Consider the following 21,389-nt stretch of genomic DNA (forward strand, 5'->3'; position numbering starts at 1 on the left):
CGGCCGGTGCCGGCACGGGGCCCGCTCCGCACGCAGGCGCACCCACGGGAGGCGGGCAGCCCCAGGACGCCGCCGCTCCCGCCTCGCCCCCCGCCGCTCCCGCCGCGGCGTCCCCAACGGCGCCCGCGCCCGGCGCCTGGCCGACCGCGGCTCCCGCCGGTGGCGGGCGGCGCCCCGGAGGGTGGCCCACGGCGGCACCGGCGGGCGGCGGTCAGCCACCCCGGTCACCAGCCGGCCCCGGTCCTGTCGCGGCCTCGGCACCAGCGCCGGCACCGGCAGCCGAGCCGACCGCCGCGCCCGCCCCCGCGCCAGCCCCTGCCTCTCCGGCGCCGGGTGCCGGAGTCGACCCCCGCACGATCTGGCCCAACATCCTGGAGGCGGTCAAGAACCGCCGCCGGTTCACCTGGATCCTGCTCAGCCAGAACGCCCAGGTGACCGGCTTCGACGGCACATCCCTCCAGATCGGGTTCGTCAACGCCGGCGCCCGCGACAACTTCCTGAGCAGTGGCAGCGAGGACGTGCTGCGGCAGGCCCTGGCCGAACAGTTCCACGTGCAGTGGAAGGTCGAGGCGGTCGTCGACCCCTCCGGCGGCTCGGCACCCCCGCCCCCCGCCGGGCCCTCCGGCGGCTACGGCGGTTCCGGTGCCGGTGGCGGCGGCTTCGGTGGCGGTGGCTTCGGTGGCGGTGGCGGTGGCGGCTTCGGGGGCGGCGCGCCCGTACAGCGCCCGCCGGCGCCGTCGCCCGCGGCCCCGCCGCCGGCTCCCGCGCCGTCCGCGCCCACCGCGCCGGGGCCGGCGTCCGGCCCGGCGTCCGCCCCCGCCCCCCGGCCCCCGGCGCCCGAGCCGCGCCCGGTGTCCCCGGAGGACGACGTTCCCGAGGACGACGATCCCGACCTCGACGAGTCGGCCCTGTCCGGCAAGGAACTGCTGGTACGGGAGCTGGGCGCGTCGGTGGTCGAGGAGATCCCGCACGAGTAGGAGGCGGAGTGCGGGACCGGAGGCCCCGGCTCCGTGCCCGCTGCGCTGGAGGAAGACACAAGCCTCCGCGCCCCGCCCTTTCGGAAGCCCGCACAAACCGCTCCGGCGCGTTCCCATTAGGCTGGCCCCGTGAAGGTCCTTGTCATCGGCGGCGGCGCCCGCGAACACGCCCTGTGCCGTTCCCTGTCCCTCGACCCCGACGTCACCGCGCTGCACTGCGCACCCGGCAACGCCGGTATCGCCGAGGTCGCCGAACTGCACCAGGTCGACGCCCTCGACGGCGCGGCCGTCACCGCGCTGGCCACGCGGCTCGGCGCCGAACTGGTCGTGGTCGGGCCCGAGGCGCCCCTCGTCGCCGGGGTCGCCGACGCCGTGCGCGAGGCGGGCATCCCGGTCTTCGGCCCCTCCGGGCAGGCGGCGCGGCTGGAGGGCTCCAAGGCCTTCGCCAAGGACGTCATGGCTGGCGCCGACGTCCCCACCGCCCGCTCCTACGTCTGTACCGACCCGGCCGAGGTCGACGCCGCCCTCGACGCCTTCGGCGCCCCCTACGTCGTCAAGGACGACGGGCTGGCCGCCGGAAAGGGCGTCGTCGTCACCGACGACATCGAGGCGGCCCGCGCGCACGCGAACGCGTGCGACCGCGTCGTCATCGAGGAGTTCCTGGACGGCCCCGAGGTCTCCCTCTTCGCCGTCACGGACGGCGAGAACGTACGCCCGCTCCAGCCCGCCCAGGACTTCAAGCGGGCGCTCGACGGCGACGAGGGCCCGAACACCGGCGGTATGGGCGCGTACTCGCCGCTGCCCTGGGCCGACCCCAAGCTGGTCGACGAGGTCGTGCACAGCGTCCTCCAGCCGACCGTCGACGAGATGCGCCGCCGCGGCACCCCGTTCTCCGGCCTGCTCTACGCCGGTCTCGCGATCACCTCGCGCGGCGTCCGCGTGATCGAGTTCAACGCCCGTTTCGGCGACCCCGAGACCCAGGTCGTACTGGCCCGCCTGAAGACGCCGCTCGCCGGTCTGCTGATGGCCGCCGCCACCGGCAACCTCGCCGACCTGGAGCCCCTGCGCTGGAGCGACGAGGCGGCCGTCACCGTGGTCGTCGCCTCCCACAACTACCCCGGCACCCCGCGCACCGGCGACCCGATCACCGGCCTCGACGAGGTGGCCGCAGAGGACGCCCCGCACGCCTACGTCCTGCACGCCGGCACCCGCGCCGAGGGCGACGCCGTGGTCAGCGCCGGGGGCCGCGTCCTGTCCGTCACGGCCACCGGCGCGGACCTCACCGAGGCCCGCGACCGCGCCTACCGGGCCGTCGCCCGCATCGGTCTCGACGGCTCCCAGTACCGTACGGACATCGCGGCGAAGGCAGCCGCGGGAGCCTGACCCGGCTCCGCGGGACACCCGCGCGCACCGAACCCGACAGGCCCCGGCTCCGTCTCAGGAGCCGGGGCCTGATCCTTGCTGTCAGCCGTCCACCTTTCCCCAAAGCCATTCCATCGAGTGACCGATGTGCCATACGGCTGACGGGCGCGAAGGCCCCAACTAGGGTGCCGCGCAAGCGTTCCGGCACTTGGCCCACCGGCATTGCGATGTCAGTGGCGGGTGCCACAGTGGGGGAATGAACGAGAGCCGGAGAGCAGCGCGAACGTCCAGGGCAGCAAGGAGGGGGTGAGGTCCGGCCGTGACCGGTATCGGTGGTGTGGAGATGGGCGCGCAGGCCGCGCGCTCCCGGGCGCTGGCCGTGCTGCGCATCCGCAGCCGGGCGCTGGCCGTCGCCCTGTTGCCCGCCGCCGCGGCCGTGATCCTGCTCGTGGGCGGCTCCACCGGGCACCTCGCGGGCGGGGGCTGGGACGTCGTCCGCTGGACCGTGTCCGCGCTGGCGCTTCTCGTGCTGGCCGCCGGCGCCTCGGTCGCCCTGGTCGTCGCCCGGTCCCGGCCCGCCGTCACCCCGACGGTCACGATCGCCGAGGAGTCGGCGCCGGACCTCTACCGGATGGTGCGTGACCTGGCCGACCGGCTCGACGTCCCCGCCCCCTCCGCGATAGCGCTCACGCCGGACTGCGACAGCTGGCTGGAGGACCGGACCCACCGGGCGCACGGCCCGCCGCCCGAGGAGGAGCACGACGACGTGGCCGGTACGGGCGGACCCGTCCACCGCCGGACCGCCGCCGCACCCGTCCTCGTCATCGGCTCACCCTTCCTGTGGTGGATGCGCGTCGGTGAGCTGCGGGCAGTCCTCGCCCCGGTCGTCGCGGGTACGGGGCCCTCGGCGCACCCCGACATAGCCGCCGCCCGCCGCTTCATACGCGGGCTGGACGCCGCGGTGGCGGTGACCTCCACGGGCGGGCGCGGACCCCTGTCCCGCGCGGTGCGCGCGGCCCTCGGCTGGGTGTCCAGGCTCCTGCTGCGCAGCTGCCGTGTCCACGCGGCCGAGATGGAACGTGGGGTCGCGGCGGCGGCAGCGGAGCGGGCCCAGGCTGTGGACTACGGTCTGCGGATCGTCGCGCAGGAGCAGGTCGGGCTCGCGTACGCGGGCTGGGACCGCCTGCTGACCCGGGTCGCGCTGCCCGCCTGGCGGATGGGCCGCTGGCCCGCCCGGCTGGACGTGGGCGTCGTCGCCGCGCTCACGGAGCTGTCGCGGCGCGACCGCCTGGCGGAGGGCTTCGCCTCCCGGCTGGGTGAGCGTCCCGCCTGCGACCTGCTGGAGGAGCCCGGGGCGATGGACGAGGCGGTCTCCCTCCTCGCCGCGCGCCTCTTCCACGGAGGGCCTGCCGAGACGGGCCCGGACTGGGCGCCGGTGGGGTGGGACGAGTACCCCGAGGAGGTCGTCGACCGGACCTGGCGCACGGACGCGGCCCGCCTCCACCGCGTCCTGGACGCCCTGGGTGTCCGTCGCGCTGCCGAAGGCGCAGCGCCGGGCACCGACGGCCCCACCCTGGCCCGTGTGCTGGACCACCTCACGACCTCGTCCACCCCGGCCGCCGACGGCCCCTCGGACCCACGGGAGACGGCCGCCGCGATCGACACGGGAGCCGCACCCGCACCGGAAACCGGGCCCCGCACCGAGCCCGGCGGCTGGGCCGGGCGCGGGTCCGGGGGCGCGACCGACGCGCGGACCGCTGAGGGGCGTACGGGGGCCGCCCCGGTGGCCGGGGCCGGGACCGGCGCTGAGCCCTGGACGGACACCGGCACCGAGGAGTGGCCCCGCGCCGACGCCGGAAGTCGCACCGACTCCCGGACCACCGGCACCGGCACCGCCACCGGCACCGGCACCGCCACCGGCACCGGCACCGCCACCGGCACCGCCACCGGCACCGGCACCGATGACGATGCGGGGGACGATGCCGGGGCCGTGTACGCGCCGTACGGCGTGCGCGACGCTCACACCAACCGTCTCGGCGCCCACGGTGACGCGGACGCCTCCCGGGCCCAGGGCGACGCGGACGCCCTCCGCGCCCACGCGGGCCCCCGCCCCGCCGACGCCCCTGCCGAGGACGACGACGACCTCGCCGGCACCACCGTCCGCGGTGCCGCCCTGGCCGCCGGGCTCAGTGCCCAGCTGGCCCGCGAGGAGGCGGAGGCGCAGCCGACCGGAGTCCAGCCGTCCGCCTCCGGGGCAGCCGCGGGACCGACCGGCCCCGACGCCGCTCTCTGGGCAGATGGCGCGCTCCCCCTCTTCCCCCTGCAACCCCCGCGCACCGGCCGCGAGATCCTCACCGCCCACATCACGGCGATGGTGTGCTGCGCGGCGATGGACACCGTCGGCGCCGCTCCCGGCCTCGACTGGCTCGACGGGCCGTCCCTCCTGGTCAACGGCGCCCGCGCCGCGGATCTGGCCCCCCACGTCCGCAGCCTCGTCGAGACCGGCGACCCGGGGCCCCTGCGCGACTGGATGAGCGAGCTCGGCATACGCCCGGAAAAGCCCGTGCGCCTGGTCTGACTCTCCCCGGCCCGGCCCTCCCGCCTCCCCTGCCCGGCCCCGCCCGACCCCGCTCGGTCCTGTTCCTGGGCCTCGGCCCAGGCCCACCCGCCCCCTCCGCCCCACCCGTCCCTGCACCGCCGTACGAAGCCGCATCGGAGCGCCGAATCGGACCCAGTGATTCCACTTTCGGCCACTTCGCAACGAACCGTGACAGCACGCGCGCGAAATGTGATGTGCTGGGACCGATCGCGCACATGGCAAGGGCGTTCGTCATAGGCACGACCGCGGGGGCACGAGGGAGGGGACTGTCCCATGGGGCCCGAGCAGATCCGCCGATGGGAGTCGGGAGCGCTCGCGCACGCCGTGACGGATCCCTTCGGACAGGGACCCGTCCCCTGGCTGCGCGGCGGCGAGACGTACTTCGGCGACACCGGCCAGGTCGTCGCCTGGTACGCGGACCAGGACGCCGTACCGGACCCGGACGGCAGGACCGGTGCGAGGGACCGGCGGCGGCGCACCGACGGCGGCGTCCCACGCGCCGCCGACGACGTTCGCCGCCAGATCAAGGGCTTCACCGCGACCGGAGCCGCCGCCCCCGGCGAGGCCATCGACTTCCACATCACCGTCGACCCTCCCCAGGAATTCAGCGTCGACGTCTACCGGATCGGCCACTACGGCGGTGACGGCGCCGCCAAGATCACCACCAGTCCCCGCCTGTCCGGCATCGTCCAGCCCGCGCCGCTGACCGCCGACCGCACGGTCTCCTGCCACCACTGGTGGCTCTCCTGGCGGCTGCAGATCCCGTCGTACTGGAACATCGGCGCGTACGTAGCCGTCCTCACCACCGCCGACGGCTACCGCTCCCACGTGCCCTTCACGGTCCGCGACAGCCACCCGGCCGACCTGCTCCTCGTGCTGCCGGACATCACCTGGCAGGCGTACAACCTCTACCCGGAGGACGGCCGCACCGGCGCCAGCCTCTACCACGCCTGGGACGAGGACGGCCGGCTGCTGGGCGAGGCGGACGCCGCGACGACCGTCTCCTTCGACCGCCCGTACGCGGGCGCGGGGCTGCCGCTGCACGTCGGCCACGCCTACGACTTCATCCGCTTCGCCGAGCGCTACGGCTACGACCTCGCGTACGCCGACGCCCGCGACCTGCACTCGGGCCGCGTCGACCCGACCCGCTACCGGGGGCTGGTCTTCCCCGGCCACGACGAGTACTGGTCCGCCGCCATGCGCCGCACCACGGAACTCGCCCGCGAGCACGGCACCTCCCTGGTCTTCCTCTCCGCCAACACCATGTACTGGCAGGTGGAGCTGGCCCCCTCCCCGTCCGGCGTCCCCGACCGCCTGCTGACCTGCCGCAAACGCCGGGGCCCTGGCCGGCCGGTGCTGTGGCGGGAGATCGACCGCGCCGAACAGCAACTCCTCGGCATCCAGTACGCCGGCCGCGTCCCCGAACCGCACCCGATGATCGTCCGCAACGCCGGTCACTGGCTCTGGGAGGCCACCGGCGCCCACGAGGGCGACGAGATCGAGGACCTGGTCGCAGGCGAGGCCGACCGCTACTTCCCGCGCGCCGCGCTCCCCGAGCACGACGAACGGGTCCTGCTCGCGCACAGCCCGTACACCGACGACGACGGCGCCCGGCGGCACCAGGAGACGTCGCTGTACCGGGCCCCGTCGGGTGCCTGGGTCTTCGCCTCCGGGACGTTCGCCTGGTCTCCGGCCCTGGACCGCCCCGGCCACGTCGACCCACGTGTCCAGCGCGCCACCGCCAACCTCCTGGACCGCATCTGCAAGCGTGACTGACCCGCCACCCCCGGCCCGCCACCTCCGGCCCGCCACCCCCGGCCCGCCACTCCCGACCCGCCACCCTCGCCCCGCCCCGTCCGGCCCGGACCCGATGGCCCGGGACCTGGTGCCCCGGACCCGATGGCCCGGGCTTCCGGACCCGCCCCCCTGTCCCCGGCACTCCGGACGTACGGGAGAATCGAGTCATTGGACAGAACCACGGGGAGGAACCGTGTCCGGATTCGTTGAAAAGCCCGAGCCGATCCAGGTTCCGGGTCTGGTGCATCTGCACACCGGCAAGGTGCGCGAGCTGTACCGGAACGAGGCGGGCGACCTCGTGATGGTCGCCAGCGACCGCATCTCCGCCTACGACTGGGTGCTGCCGACCGAGATCCCCGACAAGGGCCGGGTGCTCACCCAGCTCTCCCTGTGGTGGTTCGACCAGCTCGCCGACCTGGCCCCGAACCACGTCCTGAGCACCGAGCTGCCCCCCGGCGCCCCCGCCGACTGGGAGGGCCGCGCGCTGGTCTGCAAGTCCCTGCGGATGGTCCCCGTGGAGTGCGTGGCCCGCGGCTACCTCACCGGCTCCGGGCTGGCCGAGTACGACGAGAGCCGTACCGTCTGCGGCCTCGCCCTCCCCGAAGGCCTCGTCGACGGATCGGAGCTGCCCGCCCCGATCTTCACCCCGGCCACCAAGGCCGAGGTCGGCGAGCACGACGAGAACGTCTCCTACGAGGAGGTCGCCCGCCAGGTCGGCGCGGACACCGCGGCGGCGCTGCGCCAGGCGACCCTGGCCGTCTACTCGCGTGCCCGGGACATCGCCCGCGACCGGGGCGTCATCCTGGCGGACACCAAGTTCGAGTTCGGCTTCGAGGCCGGGCACCCCGAGGACCTGGTCCTCGCCGACGAGGTCCTCACCCCGGACTCCTCCCGCTTCTGGCCGGCCGACCAATGGCAGCCGGGCCGCGCGCAGCCGTCGTACGACAAGCAGTTCGTCCGGGACTGGCTGACCTCGGCCGGGTCCGGCTGGGACCGCCGCGGCGAGCAGCCCCCGCCGCCGCTGCCGCAGCAGGTCGTGGACGCGACCCGCGCCAAGTACGTGGAGGCCTACGAGCGCCTGACCGGCCTGAGCTGGTCGTAGACACGCTGAGGCGAACACGGGAAAGCCCCCGGCCGGAACCGGGGGCTTTCTCGTACGGAGCGAACGACGAGGTTCGAACTCGCGACCTCAACCTTGGCAAGGTTGCGCTCTACCAACTGAGCTACGTTCGCACTGCGACGTGGTCTTCGCCGTGGCGCGACAGCCACTATACCCAACCCCGCTCCCGCGCGAGCCGCACCGCCGCGTGCCGGTTCTCCGCCCCGAGTTTGCTCGCGGCCGACGACAGGTAGTTCCGTACGGTCCCCTCCGCGAGCGCGGCGCGGTCGGCGATCTCCGCGATGGGTGCCCCGTCGGCGGCGTGCTCCAGCACCTCGGCCTCGCGCGCGGTCAGCGGCGAATCCCCGGCGGAGATCGCGTCGGCGGCCAACTCCGGGTCGACGTAACGGTTTCCGGCATGCACGGTGCGGATCAGCTCGGCGAGCCGCTGGGCGCTGACCGTCTTGGGGACGAACCCGCGCACACCCGCCGCGAGCGCCCGCTTCAGGTGTCCGGGCCGCCCGTGACTGGTCACGATCAGCACTCTGCAGGCGGGCAGCGCGGTCCGCAGTGATGTGGCGACCTTCACACCGTCCGCGCCGGGCATCTGGAGATCCAGTACGGCGACGTCCGGCGTGTGCGCCCGTGCCATGGCCAGCGCCTCCGGGCCGGTGGCCGCCTCTGCGACCACGACGAGGTCGTCCTCCAGGGACAGCAGGGCCGCCAGCGCCCCGCGGATGAGGTGCTCGTCGTCGGCGAGCAGCACGCGTACGGGTTCCGTCACGACGCGACCTCCAGCACGGCCCCAGCCTCTGGCCCAGCTCCAGCCTTTGGCCCAGTCCCAGCCTTTGGCCCAGTCCCAGCCTTTGGCCCAGTCCCAGCCTCTGGCCCAGCTCCAGCCTCTGGCCCAGCTCCAGCCCCGGCCTCAGTCCCCGTCCCGGCGCCGCTCCCGGCCGGCGGCAGCGGCACCTCGGCCGTGAGCCGGAACACGCCCTTGCCGGCGCTCCCGGCCTCCAGCGTGCCGTCCACGGCGGACAGCCGTTCCCGCAGCCCCGCGAGCCCGGAGCCGCCCGCCGGCGCGGTACCGCCAGGGCCGTCCGGGCCGGCGGCGGGATCCGTCCCGGTCGTGTCGGCCACTCCGTCGTTCTCCACCGTCAGCACCACACGTCCCTCCGACATCCGCACCACGACGGCGACCTTCTCGGCGTCCCCGTGCCGCAGCACGTTCGTGGTCGCCTCCCGCACCACCCAGCCGAGCGCCGACTGCACCTCGGCGGGCAGCCCGGACGTCTCGCCGCGCACGTCGCAGTCGATTCCGGCCGCGGTGAGCACGCCCCGGGCGCCGGTGAGTTCGACCTCCAGGTCGGCCTCACGGTAGCCGCGTACGACGTCCCGGACCTCCCGCTGCGACTCCTGCGCGATGCGCTGCACTTCGATCATCTGCTCCACCGCTTCGGGCCGTCCGCGCCGGGACAGCTGGACGGCCAGCTCGCTCTTGAGCGCGATCACGGCCAGGTTCCGCCCCATCACGTCGTGCAGGTCCCGGCCGAACCGCAGCCGTTCCTCGGCGACCGCGAGCCGGGCGCGGGTCTCCTTCGCCTCGTCGAGCGTGTAGACCGCGTTGAGCAGCCAGACGGAGAAGACCGAGGTGAAGGCGAGGAACCCGCCGCCCACCAGCACCAGGCCCGCCACCGCGGCCGAGGCGATGCCCGGCATGCCCAGCGGGAACGAGACGACACCGGCCCCCAGCGCGAAGCCGCCGACGACGGCCACCACGCGCCGCCGGTTGCGCACGCCGAGCGTGATGGTGCCGGCGCCGAAGCACAGGGCGCCTCCGAAGACGGACCCGGCCGCGGTGTCCACCCCGTCGCCGCCCGGTCCGCGCTCCGCGATCCCGACCGCGCCGATCGCGATCACCGCCGTGAACACGGTGAGCACCCACATCAGCCGCAGGGGCTGCGCACGCCGGCCGCGCGTCCAGTCCAGTGCCCGGGAGGAGAAGAGCATGCAGACCGCGGCGTGCAGGACGACCAGCAGGGACAGCCCGGTGGCGAGCCGGGGCCCGACCTTGTCGAAGGCCGACAGCCCGATGGTGAGGATCTCGATGACCCCGAAGAAGTGGAACGACCACCGGGTGTACGTCTCCACCTTCGCCGGCGTACTCTTCCGCCCCCACCAGCGCCTTGGCCTGCGCATGCCCTCGCTCGCCCCGCTCTCCCTGGCCCGGTCCCGGCCCTGGTCCCGACTCCGGTCCTGGTCCTGGTTCCGGTCTTCCCGTACGTCAGTGCCGTGGCTCCCAGCGGAACCACCGCCGTACAGCAAACACCGAGACCACGGTCCAGGCCACCGCCGTGGCCACGGCGCCCAGCACCTCGTACGCCGGCAGGTCACCGGTCCAGCCACCGCGGACCAGGGTGACGACGGGCGTCAGCGGCAGCAGTTCGCAGACGGAGGCCAGCTGGTCGGGGAGCAGCTCCAGCGGGACGAACATGCCGGAGCCGAGCATCGAGACGAACGTGAACGGCAGCGGCGTGACCTGTGCGCTCTCGCCGGTCCGGGTGAAGCTCGCGGTGACGGCCGCGAGGGCGGCGCACATCACGAGGCCGAGCAGCAGGCCGAGGACGGCCAGATGGGGCGCGGACGGCACGGACAGGTCCAGCAGGGCGAAGCAGCCCGCCGCCAGCAGCAGGCTCTGCACGAGTCCGCTGAGCACGGCCGGCATCGCGGACCCGCTGAGGATCTCGACGTCCCGCAGTTCGCCGGTGCGCAGCCGCTTGAGGACGAGTTCCTCGCGCCGGACGACGAAGACGCCGACGAGGGCCGAGTAGACGGCGAACAGCAGGGAGAAGCCGATCGCGGCGGGCAGCACGAGCGTGCCGGTGGTCAGTCCGGCCTCGGCGAGGTCCATCTCCTGGGACGCCGACCAGACGCTGAACGGCAGCACCAGCGGGACGAAGAGGGCGGCGAAGACGGTGCCCTTGTTCCGCCCGAGCAGGGTCAGCTCGGCACGGGCGAGGGCGGTCATGCGCCCCATCGGCGTGGTGAGCGGGGCGTTCGTGGCGCGCCCCGTGGCGCGTTCCGTGGTCGGGGTGCTCATGCCGCGTACTCCTTCGTCGTCGTCCCCCGGGTGCTCCCCGCGGACGCCTCCTTCGCTATCTCCAGGAAGGCCTCCTCCAGGGACGCCGACCGTACGTCCAGGCGGCGCAGCTCCACGCCCGCCTGTCCGGCCCACATCAGCAGCCCGGTGGCCGCGCGCTGCAGTTCGTGGGTGCGCAGCCTGACCGTCCGGCCCTCGGTCTCGTGGCCGCTGACGCCGAGCTCGCCGAGCGGCGGCAGGTCGCCCACGAAGAAGCCGTCGGGCAGCTCGAAGGAGATCCGGGAGGGCCGTTCGGCGGTCACCTCGGCCGGGGTCCCGGTGGTGGCGATCCGGCCCTCGTGCATGATCGCGAGCCGGTCCGCGAGGTTCTCGGCCTCCTCCAGGTAGTGCGTGGTCAGCAGTACGGTCGTACCGCCGTCGCGCAGTGCGCTCACCAGCTCCCAGGTGTCCCGGCGGCCTTCGGCGTCCAGTCCGGTGCTGGGCTCGTCGAGGAAGAGCACCTCGGGGTCGCCGAGCAGTGCGAGCGCCAGGTCGAGGCGGCGCCGCTGGCCCCCGGACAGCTGCTTCACGCGGGTGCCGGCCTTGGACTCCAGCCCGACCACCCCCAGTACGTCCATCGGCGGGCGGGCCCCGCTCACGCATCCCGCCCACATCCGAGCGGTCTCGGCGACGGTCAGCTCGGACGGGAAGCCGCCCTCCTGGAGCATCACCCCGGTGCGGGGCCGTACGGCGTCCCGCTCGGTGTACGGGTCGTGCCCGAGGACGCGTACCCGTCCGCCGGCCGGGGCGGCGAGGCCCTCCAGCAGCTCGACCGTCGACGTCTTGCCGGCGCCGTTGGTGCCCAGCAGGGCGAATACCTCTCCGCGGCGCACGGAGAAGTCGATCCCGCGCACGGCCTCGAACCCGCCCCCGTACACACGTCGCAGGTCGGTGACCTCAATCACGTGTTCGTGTCCGCTTGATTGCATGCCTCAAGCATTCCGGCGCCCCGGGGCGGACGGCAGTGCGGTCCGTCATCACCCGGCATGACAAATGTCAGACGGGCGCCCGCGCTCCCGGGGCGGGTCCCGGTCAGGGGCACACGACAAGACCCCGGTCCTCGGAGGACCGGGGTCTGATTCCCGAGCGGACGACGAGGTTCGAACTCGCGACCTCAACCTTGGCAAGGTTGCGCTCTACCAGCTGAGCTACGTCCGCATTGCCCCCGACCGGCTTTCACCGATCGGTGCGAGCACCAGCCTACCCGATCGACTTGCGTGATCGGTATGGCGATGCAGAGCGGGTGACAGGAATTGCACACTGCGCCTTCCTCCTGGAAGGAGGATGTTCTACTACTGAACTACACCCGCATGTTCCGTGAGCTGGGCTTTCCGGCCCCGCCCCTCGGCGTGCTCCAGACTTTAGCTGATCACCCGGGGTGCTGCGCAAGTCGGTTGCCGCGAGGGGCGGCTGGACGGCTCAGCGGCGGTCGGCCGCCGGCCGTCGGAGCTCCGGTCACTGGGAGCGGCTCACCGTGTGGGACTCACCGGGGCGCGGCTCATCGTGTACGGCCGACCGGGTGCGGCCGGCCGCGTACGGCTCATCGCGTGCGGCAGGCCGCGTACGGTTCCCCGCGTCCAGTGCGCGGGTGCGGGCTCACTGCGCCTCGGCGAACGCCTCGTACACCTTCTTCGGGATCCGGCCCCGCGCGGGCACGTCCATCTTGTTCGCCTGTGCCCAGGCCCGGACCGCCGCCGGGTCGGGGGCGACCTCCGTCTGCCGGTACGCCTTGCCGGAACGCGACCGCTTGCGGCCGGCCGAGACGTACGGCTCGAGCGCCTTGCGCAGTTCCCGGGCATTGGTTTCGTTCAGGTCGATCTCGTACATCCGGCCGTCGACACCGAAGGCGATCGTCTCCGCCGCTTCCGAGCCGTCGATGTCGTCAAAGAGAGTGACTACGACACGCTGCGCCACGAATATCGGTCCCTTCGTGCGGCATCTCCGCCATGACGTGCCAGGACGCCGCGATGATGCCGACTGTTCGCCTGTAATTGGGCAAAGTATCGGCTAATGACATTTCATTTGTACAGTGCCCGGCATTGCATTGGGAAGCCCGACTAAATCTCTCCGCGTGTCCTCCGCGCAATAGGCGTCCAGGATCGATCCGGGATCTTTCCCGAAGCTTTTCGTGACCACGTCCCTCCGATGCCGGATCGTGACAGGGCTCACGTACTTTCCTCCAAGGCTACGCGCGTAGAAAATTTGTACGGGTAGTCTGAAGGGACCTGCTCAGCACCACACACCGGGAGTGCCAGTGGCACGCGTCGTAGTCGACGTCATGCTCAAGCCGGAGATCCTCGACCCCCAGGGCCAGGCGGTGCAGCGCGCACTGCCGCGGCTGGGTTTCGAGGGGATCTCGGACGTACGTCAGGGAAAGCGATTCGAACTGGAAGTGGACGGGCCGGTCGACGACGCCGCCCTCGCCCGCATCCACGATCTTGCGGAATCCTTCCTCGCCAACACCGTGATCGAGGACTTCACCGTCAAGGTCGAGTCCGATGACGTAGTCGCGGGGGCCGTGAAGTGACCGCTCGTATTGGCGTCGTCACTTTCCCCGGCAGTCTCGACGACCGGGACACGCAGCGCGCGATCCGCGTCGCCGGCGCCGAACCCGTCGCCCTCTGGCACAAGGACAAGGACCTCAAGCAGGTCGACGCCGTGGTGCTCTGCGGTGGTTTCTCCTACGGCGACTACCTGCGCGCCGGCGCCATCGCGCGCTTCTCGCCGGTGATGGACACCGTCATCGACCAGGCCAGGGCCGGCCTCCCGGTGCTCGGCATCTGCAACGGCTTCCAGATCCTCACCGAGGCGCACCTGCTCCCCGGCGGCATGCTGGGCAACGACCACCTGCACTTCATCTGCCGCGACCAGAAGCTGCGGGTGGAGAACACGGACACGTCCTGGACCAGCGACTACAGCGCGGGCCAGGAGATCCACATCCCGCTGAAGAACATGGACGGGCGCTACGTCGCCGACCGGCGCACGCTGGACGAACTGGAGGCCGAGGGCCGCGTCGCCTTCCGCTACCTCGACGTCAACCCCAACGGCTCGCTCAACGACATCGCCGGCATCACCAACGCCGCCGGGAACGTCGTCGGCCTCATGCCGCACCCCGAGCACGCCGTCGAGCCGCTGATCGGCACCGGCCGCACCGACGGCCTCCCGTTCTTCACCTCGATCCTCAAGAAGCTGGTCAACGCATGAGCCGGACGCCTCTGGACACGGTCGAACACGCGGCCGCGACCCCCGACGTCGAGCTGCCCTGGGCCGAGCTGGGCCTGAAGAAGGACGAGTACGAGAGGGTCGTGGAGATCCTCGGCCGCCGCCCCACGGGGGCGGAGCTGGCCATGTACTCCGTCATGTGGTCCGAGCACTGCTCGTACAAGAGCAGCAAGGTCCACCTGCGCCAGTTCGGCGAGAAGGCCCCCGAGTCCGACGCGATGCTCGTCGGCATCGGCGAGAACGCCGGTGTCGTCGACGTCGGCCAGGGCTACGCGGTCACCTTCAAGGTCGAGTCGCACAACCACCCCTCCTACGTCGAGCCCTACCAGGGCGCGGCCACGGGCGTGGGCGGCATCGTCCGCGACATCATCGCGATGGGCGCCCGCCCGGTCGCCGTCGTGGACCCGCTGCGCTTCGGCGCCGCCGACCACCCCGACACCAAGCGCGTCCTGCCGGGCGTCGTCGCCGGCATCGGCGGCTACGGCAACTGCCTGGGCCTGCCCAACATCGGCGGCGAGGTCGTCTTCGACGCCTGCTACCAGGGCAACCCGCTGGTCAACGCCGGTGCCATCGGCGTCATGCGGCACGAGGACATCCACCTCGCCAAGGCGTCCGGCACGGGCAACAAGGTCATCCTCTACGGGGCCCGCACCGGCGGCGACGGCATCGGCGGCGCCTCGATCCTGGCCTCGGAGACCTTCGACGACGCCAAGCCCTCCAAGCGTCCCGCCGTCCAGGTCGGCGACCCCTTCCAGGAGAAGCTGCTCATCGAGTGCACCCTGGAGGCGTTCAAGGAGAAGCTGGTCGTCGGCATCCAGGACCTGGGAGCCGCGGGCCTGTCCTGCGCGACCAGCGAACTGGCCTCGAACGGCTCCGGCGGCATGCGCGTCACCCTCGACGACGTCCCCCTGCGCGACTCCACGCTCTCGCCCGAGGAAATCCTCATGAGCGAGTCGCAGGAACGCATGTGCGCGGTCGTCGAGCCGGGCAAGGTGGACCGCTTCCTGGAGATCTGCGAGAAGTGGGACGTCATCGCCACCGTCATCGGTGAGGTGACCGACGGCGACCGCCTGGAGATCTACTGGCACGGCGGCAAGATCGTCGACGTCGACCCGCGCACGGTCGCGCACGAGGGCCCGGTCTACGAGCGCCCCTACGCCCGCCCGTCCTGGCAGGACGAGCTCCAGGCCGACGACGCGAACAAGCTGCCCCGGCCGGAGACGTCCGACGAGCTGAAGGACCAGGTCCTCAAGCTGGTCGCCTCCCCCAACCAGGCGTCCAAGCAGTGGATCACCCAGCAGTACGACCACTTCGTGCAGGGCAACACGGTCCTCGCCCAGCCCGAGGACTCCGGCATGATCCGCATCGACGAGGAGTCCGGCCTCGGCGTCGCCATCGCCACCGACGGCAACGGCCGCTACGCCAAGCTCGACCCGTACACGGGCGCGCAGCTGGCCCTCGCGGAGGCCTACCGCAACGTCGCGACGACCGGCGCGAAGCCCCTCGCGGTCTCCGACTGCCTGAACTTCGGCTCGCCCGAGGACCCGGCGGTCATGTGGCAGTTCGCGGAGGCCGTGCGCGGTCTCGCCGACGGCTGTCAGCAGCTCGGCACCCCGGTGACCGGCGGCAACGTCTCCCTCTACAACCAGACGGGCGAGGCCGCCATCCACCCGACCCCGGTGGTCGCGGTCCTCGGCGTCATCGACGACGTGGCCCGCCGCACGCCGGTCGCCTTCCAGGAGGACGGCCAGCTGCTCTACCTCCTCGGCGACACGCGTGAGGAGTTCGGCGGCTCGGCCTGGTCCCAGGTGATCCACGACCACCTCGGCGGCCTGCCCCCGAAGGTCGACCTGGAACGGGAGCGCCTCCTCGGCGAGATCCTGGTCTCCGCCTCCCGCGACGGCATGATCGACTCCGCGCACGACCTGTCCGACGGCGGTCTGGTCCAGGCGGTCGTCGAGTCGGCGCTGCTGGGCGGGAAGGGCGCGCGTCTGGTCGTACCGGACGGGCTGGACGCCTTCACGTTCCTGTTCTCGGAGTCGGCGGGCCGCGCGGTCGTCGCCGTCCCGCGCTCGGAGGAGCTCCGCTTCACCGACATGTGCGGTGCGCGGGGCCTGCCCGCCACCCGCGTGGGTGTCGTGGACGGGGACGCGGTGGAGGTCCAGGGCGAGTTCTCGCTGTCCCTGGCCGAACTGCGCACGGCGCACGAGGAGACGATCCCGGCGCTGCTCGCGTAGCGGTCGCGGGAGTCCGTACGAGTACGAGCCGAGGTCCCGTCCGGTCGGTTCCGGGCGGGACCTCGTCGTTCTCGTCGCTTCAGCGGACGTAGTTCCTGAGGATCTCCGTGTCGAGCTCGATGCCCATCGGGCCGGGGAGGGCGACCGCCCCCCGAACTTCGCGACACGGACGTCGCGGTAGCCGCCGACCCGCCGCGGTCCGGGGAGCTGTGCACCGTGACCGCGCAGGAGTCCCGCGGCGCTCCGCGTGCGGTTTTCCCGGCCGGACACACGTACGGGTGACTGGCCTTGTGCGTCTCACTCTTGCATGGGATTACGTAATTACGTACTCTCGGACGAGTGGAACAACTGGAACGACGCGTAACCGACCTCGAACGGCGCCTCGCCGCCCTGGAAGCCGCCGACCGCCCCGCGCCCCGCCTCTCGGAGGGTGACTTCTGGGCCCTGGAAGGGCTGAAGGCGCAGCTCGCCGAGGCGGGGGAGGGGGCGGCCGACGGCGGCGTGCTGTTCACCGGCGCCGTCCGCCTGCCTACCGGTGAGCGGTACGAGTGGCAGCACGGTGCTCTGACCGAAGGGCTGCTGGCCACCGACTGGACGGAGGCGGCGGAGGCGTTCGCGGCGCTCGGCCATCCCGTCCGGCTGCGGCTGCTGCGCGAGATCCTCGGCGGCCGGCGCACCGCCGCCGAGCTGGCCGAGCTGGACGAGGTGGGCACGACCGGCCAGATCTACCACCACCTCCGCCAGCTCACCGGCGCCGGCTGGCTGCACACCACCGGCCGGGGCCGCCACGAGGTGCCGCCGGGGCGGGTCGTACCGCTGCTGGTGGCGCTGTCGGCGGCCCGGGGCTGACCGGTCCGAACCAGGTCCGACCAAGGGGGAACCATGTCCGCACGCAAGTTGGCCATGATCGCTTTCCGGGCACTGCAACTGGGCTTCCTGGCCCTGGTGACCGCCCACATCGTCTTCGGCTTCGGGTACCCGTGGTGGTGGAACTTCCTGCCGCTCGTCCTGGCCTACGTCCTGATCACCGTCGTCAACCGGTGGGGCGGCGGCGCCCCCGACGCCCCGCGGGTCGCCCGGGAACCCGTCGAGGTGGGTCCGCCCGTCACCGGCCGCTGGTCCGCGCTGAACGGCCCCGCAGACCGCACCCCGAGCCACGGCACCCACGCCTACGGCCAGACCTTCGCCATCGACCTCGTCGCCGAGCCGGAGCCCGGCGCCCGTCCCGGCTTCCGCGTCCTGTGGCCGCTCACCCGCCGCAACCACCACTTCCCGGCGTTCGGCGCACCCCTGCTCGCGGTGGCCGACGGCACGGTCGTCCGGACCGACGACACCCAGCGCGACCACCTGAGCCGCAACTCACTGCCCGCGCTGCTGTACCTGATGCTCGTCGAGGGCTCGGTCCGCGAGATGGGCGGGGTCCGCCGGATCGTCGGCAACCATCTGGTGCTGGACCTCGGCGGCGGCACGTACGCGATGTACGCCCACGTGCGGCGCGGTTCGTTCGCCGTCCGCGAGGGCGACCGGGTGCGGGCCGGGCAGGTGCTCGCCCGGTGCGGCAACTCCGGCAACTCCACCGAACCGCACGTCCACTTCCAGCTGATGGACGGCCCCGACCCGGACACCGCCCGGGGCGTTCCCTTCACCTGGCGCGGCATCGGGGTCCCCCGCAACGGCGAGGTGTTCGACGCGCCTTCGCCGACGACCGCACCCGCATAGGCTCACCCCATGCCCCCGGCCAGAAAACGCCCCCGCGCCTACGATCCCGCCCGCACCCGCACCGCCGTGCTCGCCCAGTTCGGCAACGTACGGGCGGCCGTCCGCACCCTCACCCCCGAGCAGCTCGCGCTGCCGACGCGGCTCGGGGCGTGGACCGTGCGGGAGCTCGTCGCGCACGTCGGGACGGCGCTGACGGCCGTGGACCGGCTGCTCGGCGAGCCCGAGCCCGCGCGGCAGGACGGGCGGCTGCTCGACTGGCCGTTCGCGATCGCCGCCGACGCGGACGCCATCGCCGCGACCGCCCGCGGACTGGCGGCGGAGCACCCGGACCTCGACGCCCACCTCGCCGACGTCGAGCGGCGCTTCACCGAACGCCTCGACGCCCAGCCGGGCAGCAGGCTGCTGCCCACCGGCGCGGGCGCCCTGCCGCTCGCCGACTACGTCGTCACCCGCACCGTCGAGCTGGTCGTCCACACCGGCGACCTGAACGACGCCGTGCCCGGCCTCGACATCCCGTACGACCGGCAGGCGCTGGCCGCCGCGACCCGGCTGCTGGCCGACGCGCTCGCCGTGAAGGCACCGGGCGGCTCGACGGAGGTGCGGATCCCGCCGTACGCCGTCGTGCAGTGCGTCGAGGGCCCCCGGCACACCCGCGGTACCCCGCCCAACGTCGTCGAGACCGACCCGCTGACCTGGGTCCGCCTGGCGACCGGGCGGCTGGCCTGGAAGGACGCCGTGGACGACGCGAAGGTGAGCGCGAGCGGGGAGCGGGCCGACCTCGGAGAACTGCTGCCGCTGCTCAGCTGAGCGAGCGGAGGGGAACCAGACCCTCCGCTCCTCCGTCGGATCGGCATGTACCGGCAGAAGCAGCAGCGCAGCAAGACCCAGACCCTGTCCCTGACCGTGGCCGCCGTCGCCGCGCTCGTCCCCCTCGCGGCGGCCTGCGGCAGCGAGCGGGCCGACGGCGGCAGCGGCTCCGTCGGCGCGGGCGAGCCCGTCACCGGCGTCCGGTGGAGCATCGACTCCGTCACCGTGGACGGCACCACCCACCAGGCGCCCGCCTCCGCGCGGGTCCGGATCGACGACCGCGGTGAGGCGTCCGGCAGCACCGGCTGCAACACCTTCAGCGCCCGCGCCGACATCGACGGCGAGCGCATCCGGCTCAGCGACGCCGTGTTCACCGAGAAGGGCTGCGCGGACACGCCCGCCGGCTTCGAGAAGTCGCTCGGCCGCGCCCTCGACGCCGAACTCACCGCCAGGACCCGGGGCGAACGGCTCACCCTGACCACCGCCGGCGGTGACACCGTCGAGCTCAGCAGGCAGGAGGACGCGCCCCTGCACGGCACGAAGTGGACCGTCACGACGCCCGGTCGCGAGGGCGGCACCCACCTCACCTTCGACCGCGACGCGAAGACCGTCACCGGCCGCCTGCCCTGCAACCACGTCAACGCCGAGGCCACTGTCCGCGACGGACATATCACCCTCGGCGCCCCCTCCACCACCCGAATGATGTGCGAAGGTTCACTCATGGACGCCGAGAAGCGGATACTGCGCTTCTTCGGCGACCGGATCGACTACCGAATCGATCATGAAAACCTCACGCTGACCAGCAAGGACGGCGATACCCTCCGAGCCGTCGCCGAGCAGTGAGCCACGCGTGAGCCCCTGTCCCCAATTCGGACCAGTGGTCGACCTCGCCTACACTCGGAGGCGTGCCACGTGGTGACGGTCGACTCAATCACGATCTGCTTCCCGGCGAGAAGGGCCCCCAGGACGCTTGCGGCGTCTTCGGTGTCTGGGCTCCGGGCGAAGAGGTCGCAAAGCTCACGTACTTCGGGCTCTACGCCCTCCAGCATCGGGGCCAGGAATCCGCGGGAATCGCGGTCAGCAACGGCTCCCAGATCCTCGTCTTCAAGGACATGGGCCTGGTTTCCCAGGTCTTCGACGAAACCTCTCTCGGTTCGCTCCAGGGTCACATCGCGGTCGGTCACGCCCGCTACTCGACCACCGGCGCCTCCGTGTGGGAGAACGCCCAGCCGACGTTCCGTGCCACCGCCCAGGGCTCCATCGCGCTCGGGCACAACGGCAACCTCGTCAACACCGCCCAGCTCGCCGAGATGGTCGCCGACCTGCCCAAGCAGGACGGACGCTCCACGCGGGTCGCGGCGACCAACGACACCGACCTGCTGACCGCGCTCCTCGCGGCCCAGGTCGACGACGACGGCAAGCCGCTGACCATCGAGGAGGCGGCCGGCAAGGTGCTGCCCCAGGTGCGCGGCGCCTTCAGCCTCGTTTTCATGGACGAGCACACCCTCTACGCCGCCCGTGACCCGCAGGGCATCCGCCCCCTGGTCCTCGGCCGGCTGGAGCGCGGCTGGGTCGTCGCCTCCGAGTCCGCCGCCCTCGACATCTGCGGCGCCTCCTACGTCCGCGAGATCGAACCGGGCGAGTTCGTCGCCATCGACGAGAACGGCCTGCGTACGTCCCGATTCGCGGAAGCGAAGCCCAAGGGCTGTGTCTTCGAGTACGTGTACCTGGCCCGCCCGGACACCGACATCGCCGGCCGCAACGTCTACCTCTCGCGCGTCGAGATGGGCCGCAAGCTGGCGAAGGAGGCCCCCGCCGAGGCGGACCTCGTCATAGCGACCCCGGAGTCCGGCACCCCCGCCGCCATTGGCTACGCCGAGGCCTCCGGTATCCCGTTCGGCGCCGGCCTGGTGAAGAACGCCTACGTCGGCCGCACCTTCATCCAGCCCTCGCAGACCATCCGCCAGCTCGGCATCCGCCTGAAGCTGAATCCCCTGAAGGAAGTCATCAAGGGCAAGCGGCTGGTCGTCGTGGACGACTCCATCGTCCGCGGCAACACCCAGCGGGCCCTGGTCCGCATGCTCCGCGAGGCCGGCGCCGCCGAGGTCCACATCCGGATCTCGTCCCCGCCCGTGAAGTGGCCCTGCTTCTTCGGCATCGACTTCGCGACCCGCGCCGAGCTCATCGCCAACGGCATGAGTGTCGAGGAGATCGGCACCTCCATGGGCGCCGACTCCCTGGCGTACATCTCCATCGACGGCATGATCGAGGCGACCACCATCGCCAAGCCGAACCTGTGCCGCGCCTGCTTCGACGGCGAGTACCCGATGGAACTCCCCGACCCCGAGCTGCTCGGCAAGCAGCTCCTGGAGACCGAGCTGGCCGCCGGGCCCGCCGGTACGGCCGCCACCGACGCCATCCGTCGCCCGTAGCC

Annotated in this window: 17 protein-coding genes, 3 tRNA genes and 1 pseudogene; 13 read left to right on the forward strand and 8 right to left on the reverse strand. The window is 72.7% G+C overall.

Going from position 1 to position 21,389, the window contains the following annotated elements; translation table 11 throughout:
• The 5 genes and pseudogenes from ACP4IX_RS31145 to ACP4IX_RS31165 all read left to right on the forward strand — a co-directional run.
• Window positions 1-977, forward strand: a pseudogene (locus ACP4IX_RS31145) (DNA polymerase III subunit gamma and tau); the annotation flags it as partial.
• Window positions 978-1,106: 129 nt separating this feature from the next.
• Complete coding sequence (gene purD, locus ACP4IX_RS31150; protein WP_426523006.1) at window positions 1,107-2,360, forward strand: phosphoribosylamine--glycine ligase; 1,254 nt, start codon at window positions 1,107-1,109, stop codon at window positions 2,358-2,360.
• Window positions 2,361-2,658: 298 nt separating this feature from the next.
• Window positions 2,659-4,917: a hypothetical protein gene (locus ACP4IX_RS31155; protein WP_426557868.1), complete on the forward strand. Its 2,259-nt coding sequence runs from the start codon at window positions 2,659-2,661 to the stop codon at window positions 4,915-4,917.
• Window positions 4,918-5,211: 294 nt separating this feature from the next.
• Window positions 5,212-6,714, forward strand: coding sequence for a N,N-dimethylformamidase beta subunit family domain-containing protein (locus tag ACP4IX_RS31160; RefSeq protein ID WP_426523008.1), 1,503 nt, complete (start codon window positions 5,212-5,214; stop codon window positions 6,712-6,714).
• Window positions 6,715-6,928: 214 nt separating this feature from the next.
• On the forward strand, window positions 6,929-7,837 hold the full coding sequence (locus tag ACP4IX_RS31165; RefSeq protein ID WP_426523009.1) for a phosphoribosylaminoimidazolesuccinocarboxamide synthase: 909 nt from the start codon (window positions 6,929-6,931) through the stop codon (window positions 7,835-7,837).
• 58 nt (window positions 7,838-7,895) lie between these two features.
• Here ACP4IX_RS31165 and ACP4IX_RS31170 read toward each other — a convergent pair.
• The 8 genes from ACP4IX_RS31170 to ACP4IX_RS31205 form a co-directional block, all read right to left on the reverse strand.
• Window positions 7,896-7,968, reverse strand: a tRNA-Gly gene (locus ACP4IX_RS31170).
• Window positions 7,969-8,003: 35 nt separating this feature from the next.
• Window positions 8,004-8,618, reverse strand: coding sequence for a response regulator (locus tag ACP4IX_RS31175; protein WP_426523010.1), 615 nt, complete (start codon window positions 8,616-8,618; stop codon window positions 8,004-8,006).
• Window positions 8,615-10,030 (reverse strand): sensor histidine kinase, encoded by a 1,416-nt coding sequence (locus ACP4IX_RS31180; RefSeq protein WP_426557870.1) that lies wholly within the window; start codon window positions 10,028-10,030, stop codon window positions 8,615-8,617. The genes ACP4IX_RS31175 and ACP4IX_RS31180 overlap by 4 nt, the downstream gene beginning before the upstream one ends.
• Before the next feature lie 85 nt (window positions 10,031-10,115).
• Window positions 10,116-10,931: an ABC transporter permease gene (locus tag ACP4IX_RS31185; RefSeq protein WP_426523012.1), complete on the reverse strand. Its 816-nt coding sequence runs from the start codon at window positions 10,929-10,931 to the stop codon at window positions 10,116-10,118.
• Window positions 10,928-11,899: an ABC transporter ATP-binding protein gene (locus ACP4IX_RS31190; RefSeq protein ID WP_426523013.1), complete on the reverse strand. Its 972-nt coding sequence runs from the start codon at window positions 11,897-11,899 to the stop codon at window positions 10,928-10,930. Before ACP4IX_RS31190 ends, ACP4IX_RS31185 begins: the two co-directional genes overlap by 4 nt.
• 156 nt (window positions 11,900-12,055) lie before the next feature.
• A tRNA-Gly gene (locus ACP4IX_RS31195) sits at window positions 12,056-12,128 on the reverse strand.
• Window positions 12,129-12,208: 80 nt separating this feature from the next.
• Window positions 12,209-12,280 (reverse strand) — tRNA-Gly (locus ACP4IX_RS31200).
• Between the two features lie 286 nt (window positions 12,281-12,566).
• Window positions 12,567-12,884, reverse strand: a complete 318-nt coding sequence (locus ACP4IX_RS31205) for an Lsr2 family protein (RefSeq protein ID WP_398134142.1) — start codon at window positions 12,882-12,884, stop codon at window positions 12,567-12,569.
• Between the two features lie 340 nt (window positions 12,885-13,224).
• Between ACP4IX_RS31205 and purS the strand changes: the two genes are divergently transcribed.
• From purS to purF, 8 genes are all read left to right on the forward strand, one after another.
• Window positions 13,225-13,497, forward strand: coding sequence for a phosphoribosylformylglycinamidine synthase subunit PurS (gene purS, locus ACP4IX_RS31210; RefSeq protein WP_053133538.1), 273 nt, complete (start codon window positions 13,225-13,227; stop codon window positions 13,495-13,497).
• Entirely contained in the window at window positions 13,494-14,174 is a 681-nt protein-coding gene (gene purQ / locus ACP4IX_RS31215) for a phosphoribosylformylglycinamidine synthase subunit PurQ (protein ID WP_426523014.1), read from the forward strand. The genes purS and purQ overlap by 4 nt, the downstream gene beginning before the upstream one ends.
• On the forward strand, window positions 14,171-16,429 hold the full coding sequence (gene purL / locus ACP4IX_RS31220; protein ID WP_426557872.1) for a phosphoribosylformylglycinamidine synthase subunit PurL: 2,259 nt from the start codon (window positions 14,171-14,173) through the stop codon (window positions 16,427-16,429). Before purQ ends, purL begins: the two co-directional genes overlap by 4 nt.
• A 339-nt stretch (window positions 16,430-16,768) precedes the next feature.
• A complete protein-coding gene (locus ACP4IX_RS31225; RefSeq protein ID WP_426523016.1) occupies window positions 16,769-17,278 on the forward strand; it encodes an ArsR/SmtB family transcription factor in 510 nt (169 codons plus the stop codon).
• Window positions 17,279-17,311: 33 nt separating this feature from the next.
• On the forward strand, window positions 17,312-18,148 hold the full coding sequence (locus tag ACP4IX_RS31230) for a M23 family metallopeptidase (RefSeq protein WP_426523017.1): 837 nt from the start codon (window positions 17,312-17,314) through the stop codon (window positions 18,146-18,148).
• A 9-nt stretch (window positions 18,149-18,157) separates the two neighbouring features.
• Entirely contained in the window at window positions 18,158-18,955 is a 798-nt protein-coding gene (locus tag ACP4IX_RS31235) for a sterol carrier family protein (RefSeq protein ID WP_426557874.1), read from the forward strand.
• A gap of 45 nt (window positions 18,956-19,000) precedes the next feature.
• The gene (locus ACP4IX_RS31240; RefSeq protein WP_426523019.1) at window positions 19,001-19,798 is read left to right on the forward strand and encodes an META domain-containing protein; all 798 of its coding nucleotides are present in this window, start codon (window positions 19,001-19,003) and stop codon (window positions 19,796-19,798) included.
• A 62-nt stretch (window positions 19,799-19,860) separates the two neighbouring features.
• Window positions 19,861-21,387 (forward strand): amidophosphoribosyltransferase, encoded by a 1,527-nt coding sequence (gene purF / locus ACP4IX_RS31245; RefSeq protein WP_426523020.1) that lies wholly within the window; start codon window positions 19,861-19,863, stop codon window positions 21,385-21,387.
• Window positions 21,388-21,389: the final 2 nt, after the last annotated feature.

The sequence above is a fragment of the Streptomyces sp. WG5 genome, from assembly GCF_049974565.1.
Taxonomy (GTDB): Bacteria; Actinomycetota; Actinomycetes; order Streptomycetales; family Streptomycetaceae; genus Streptomyces.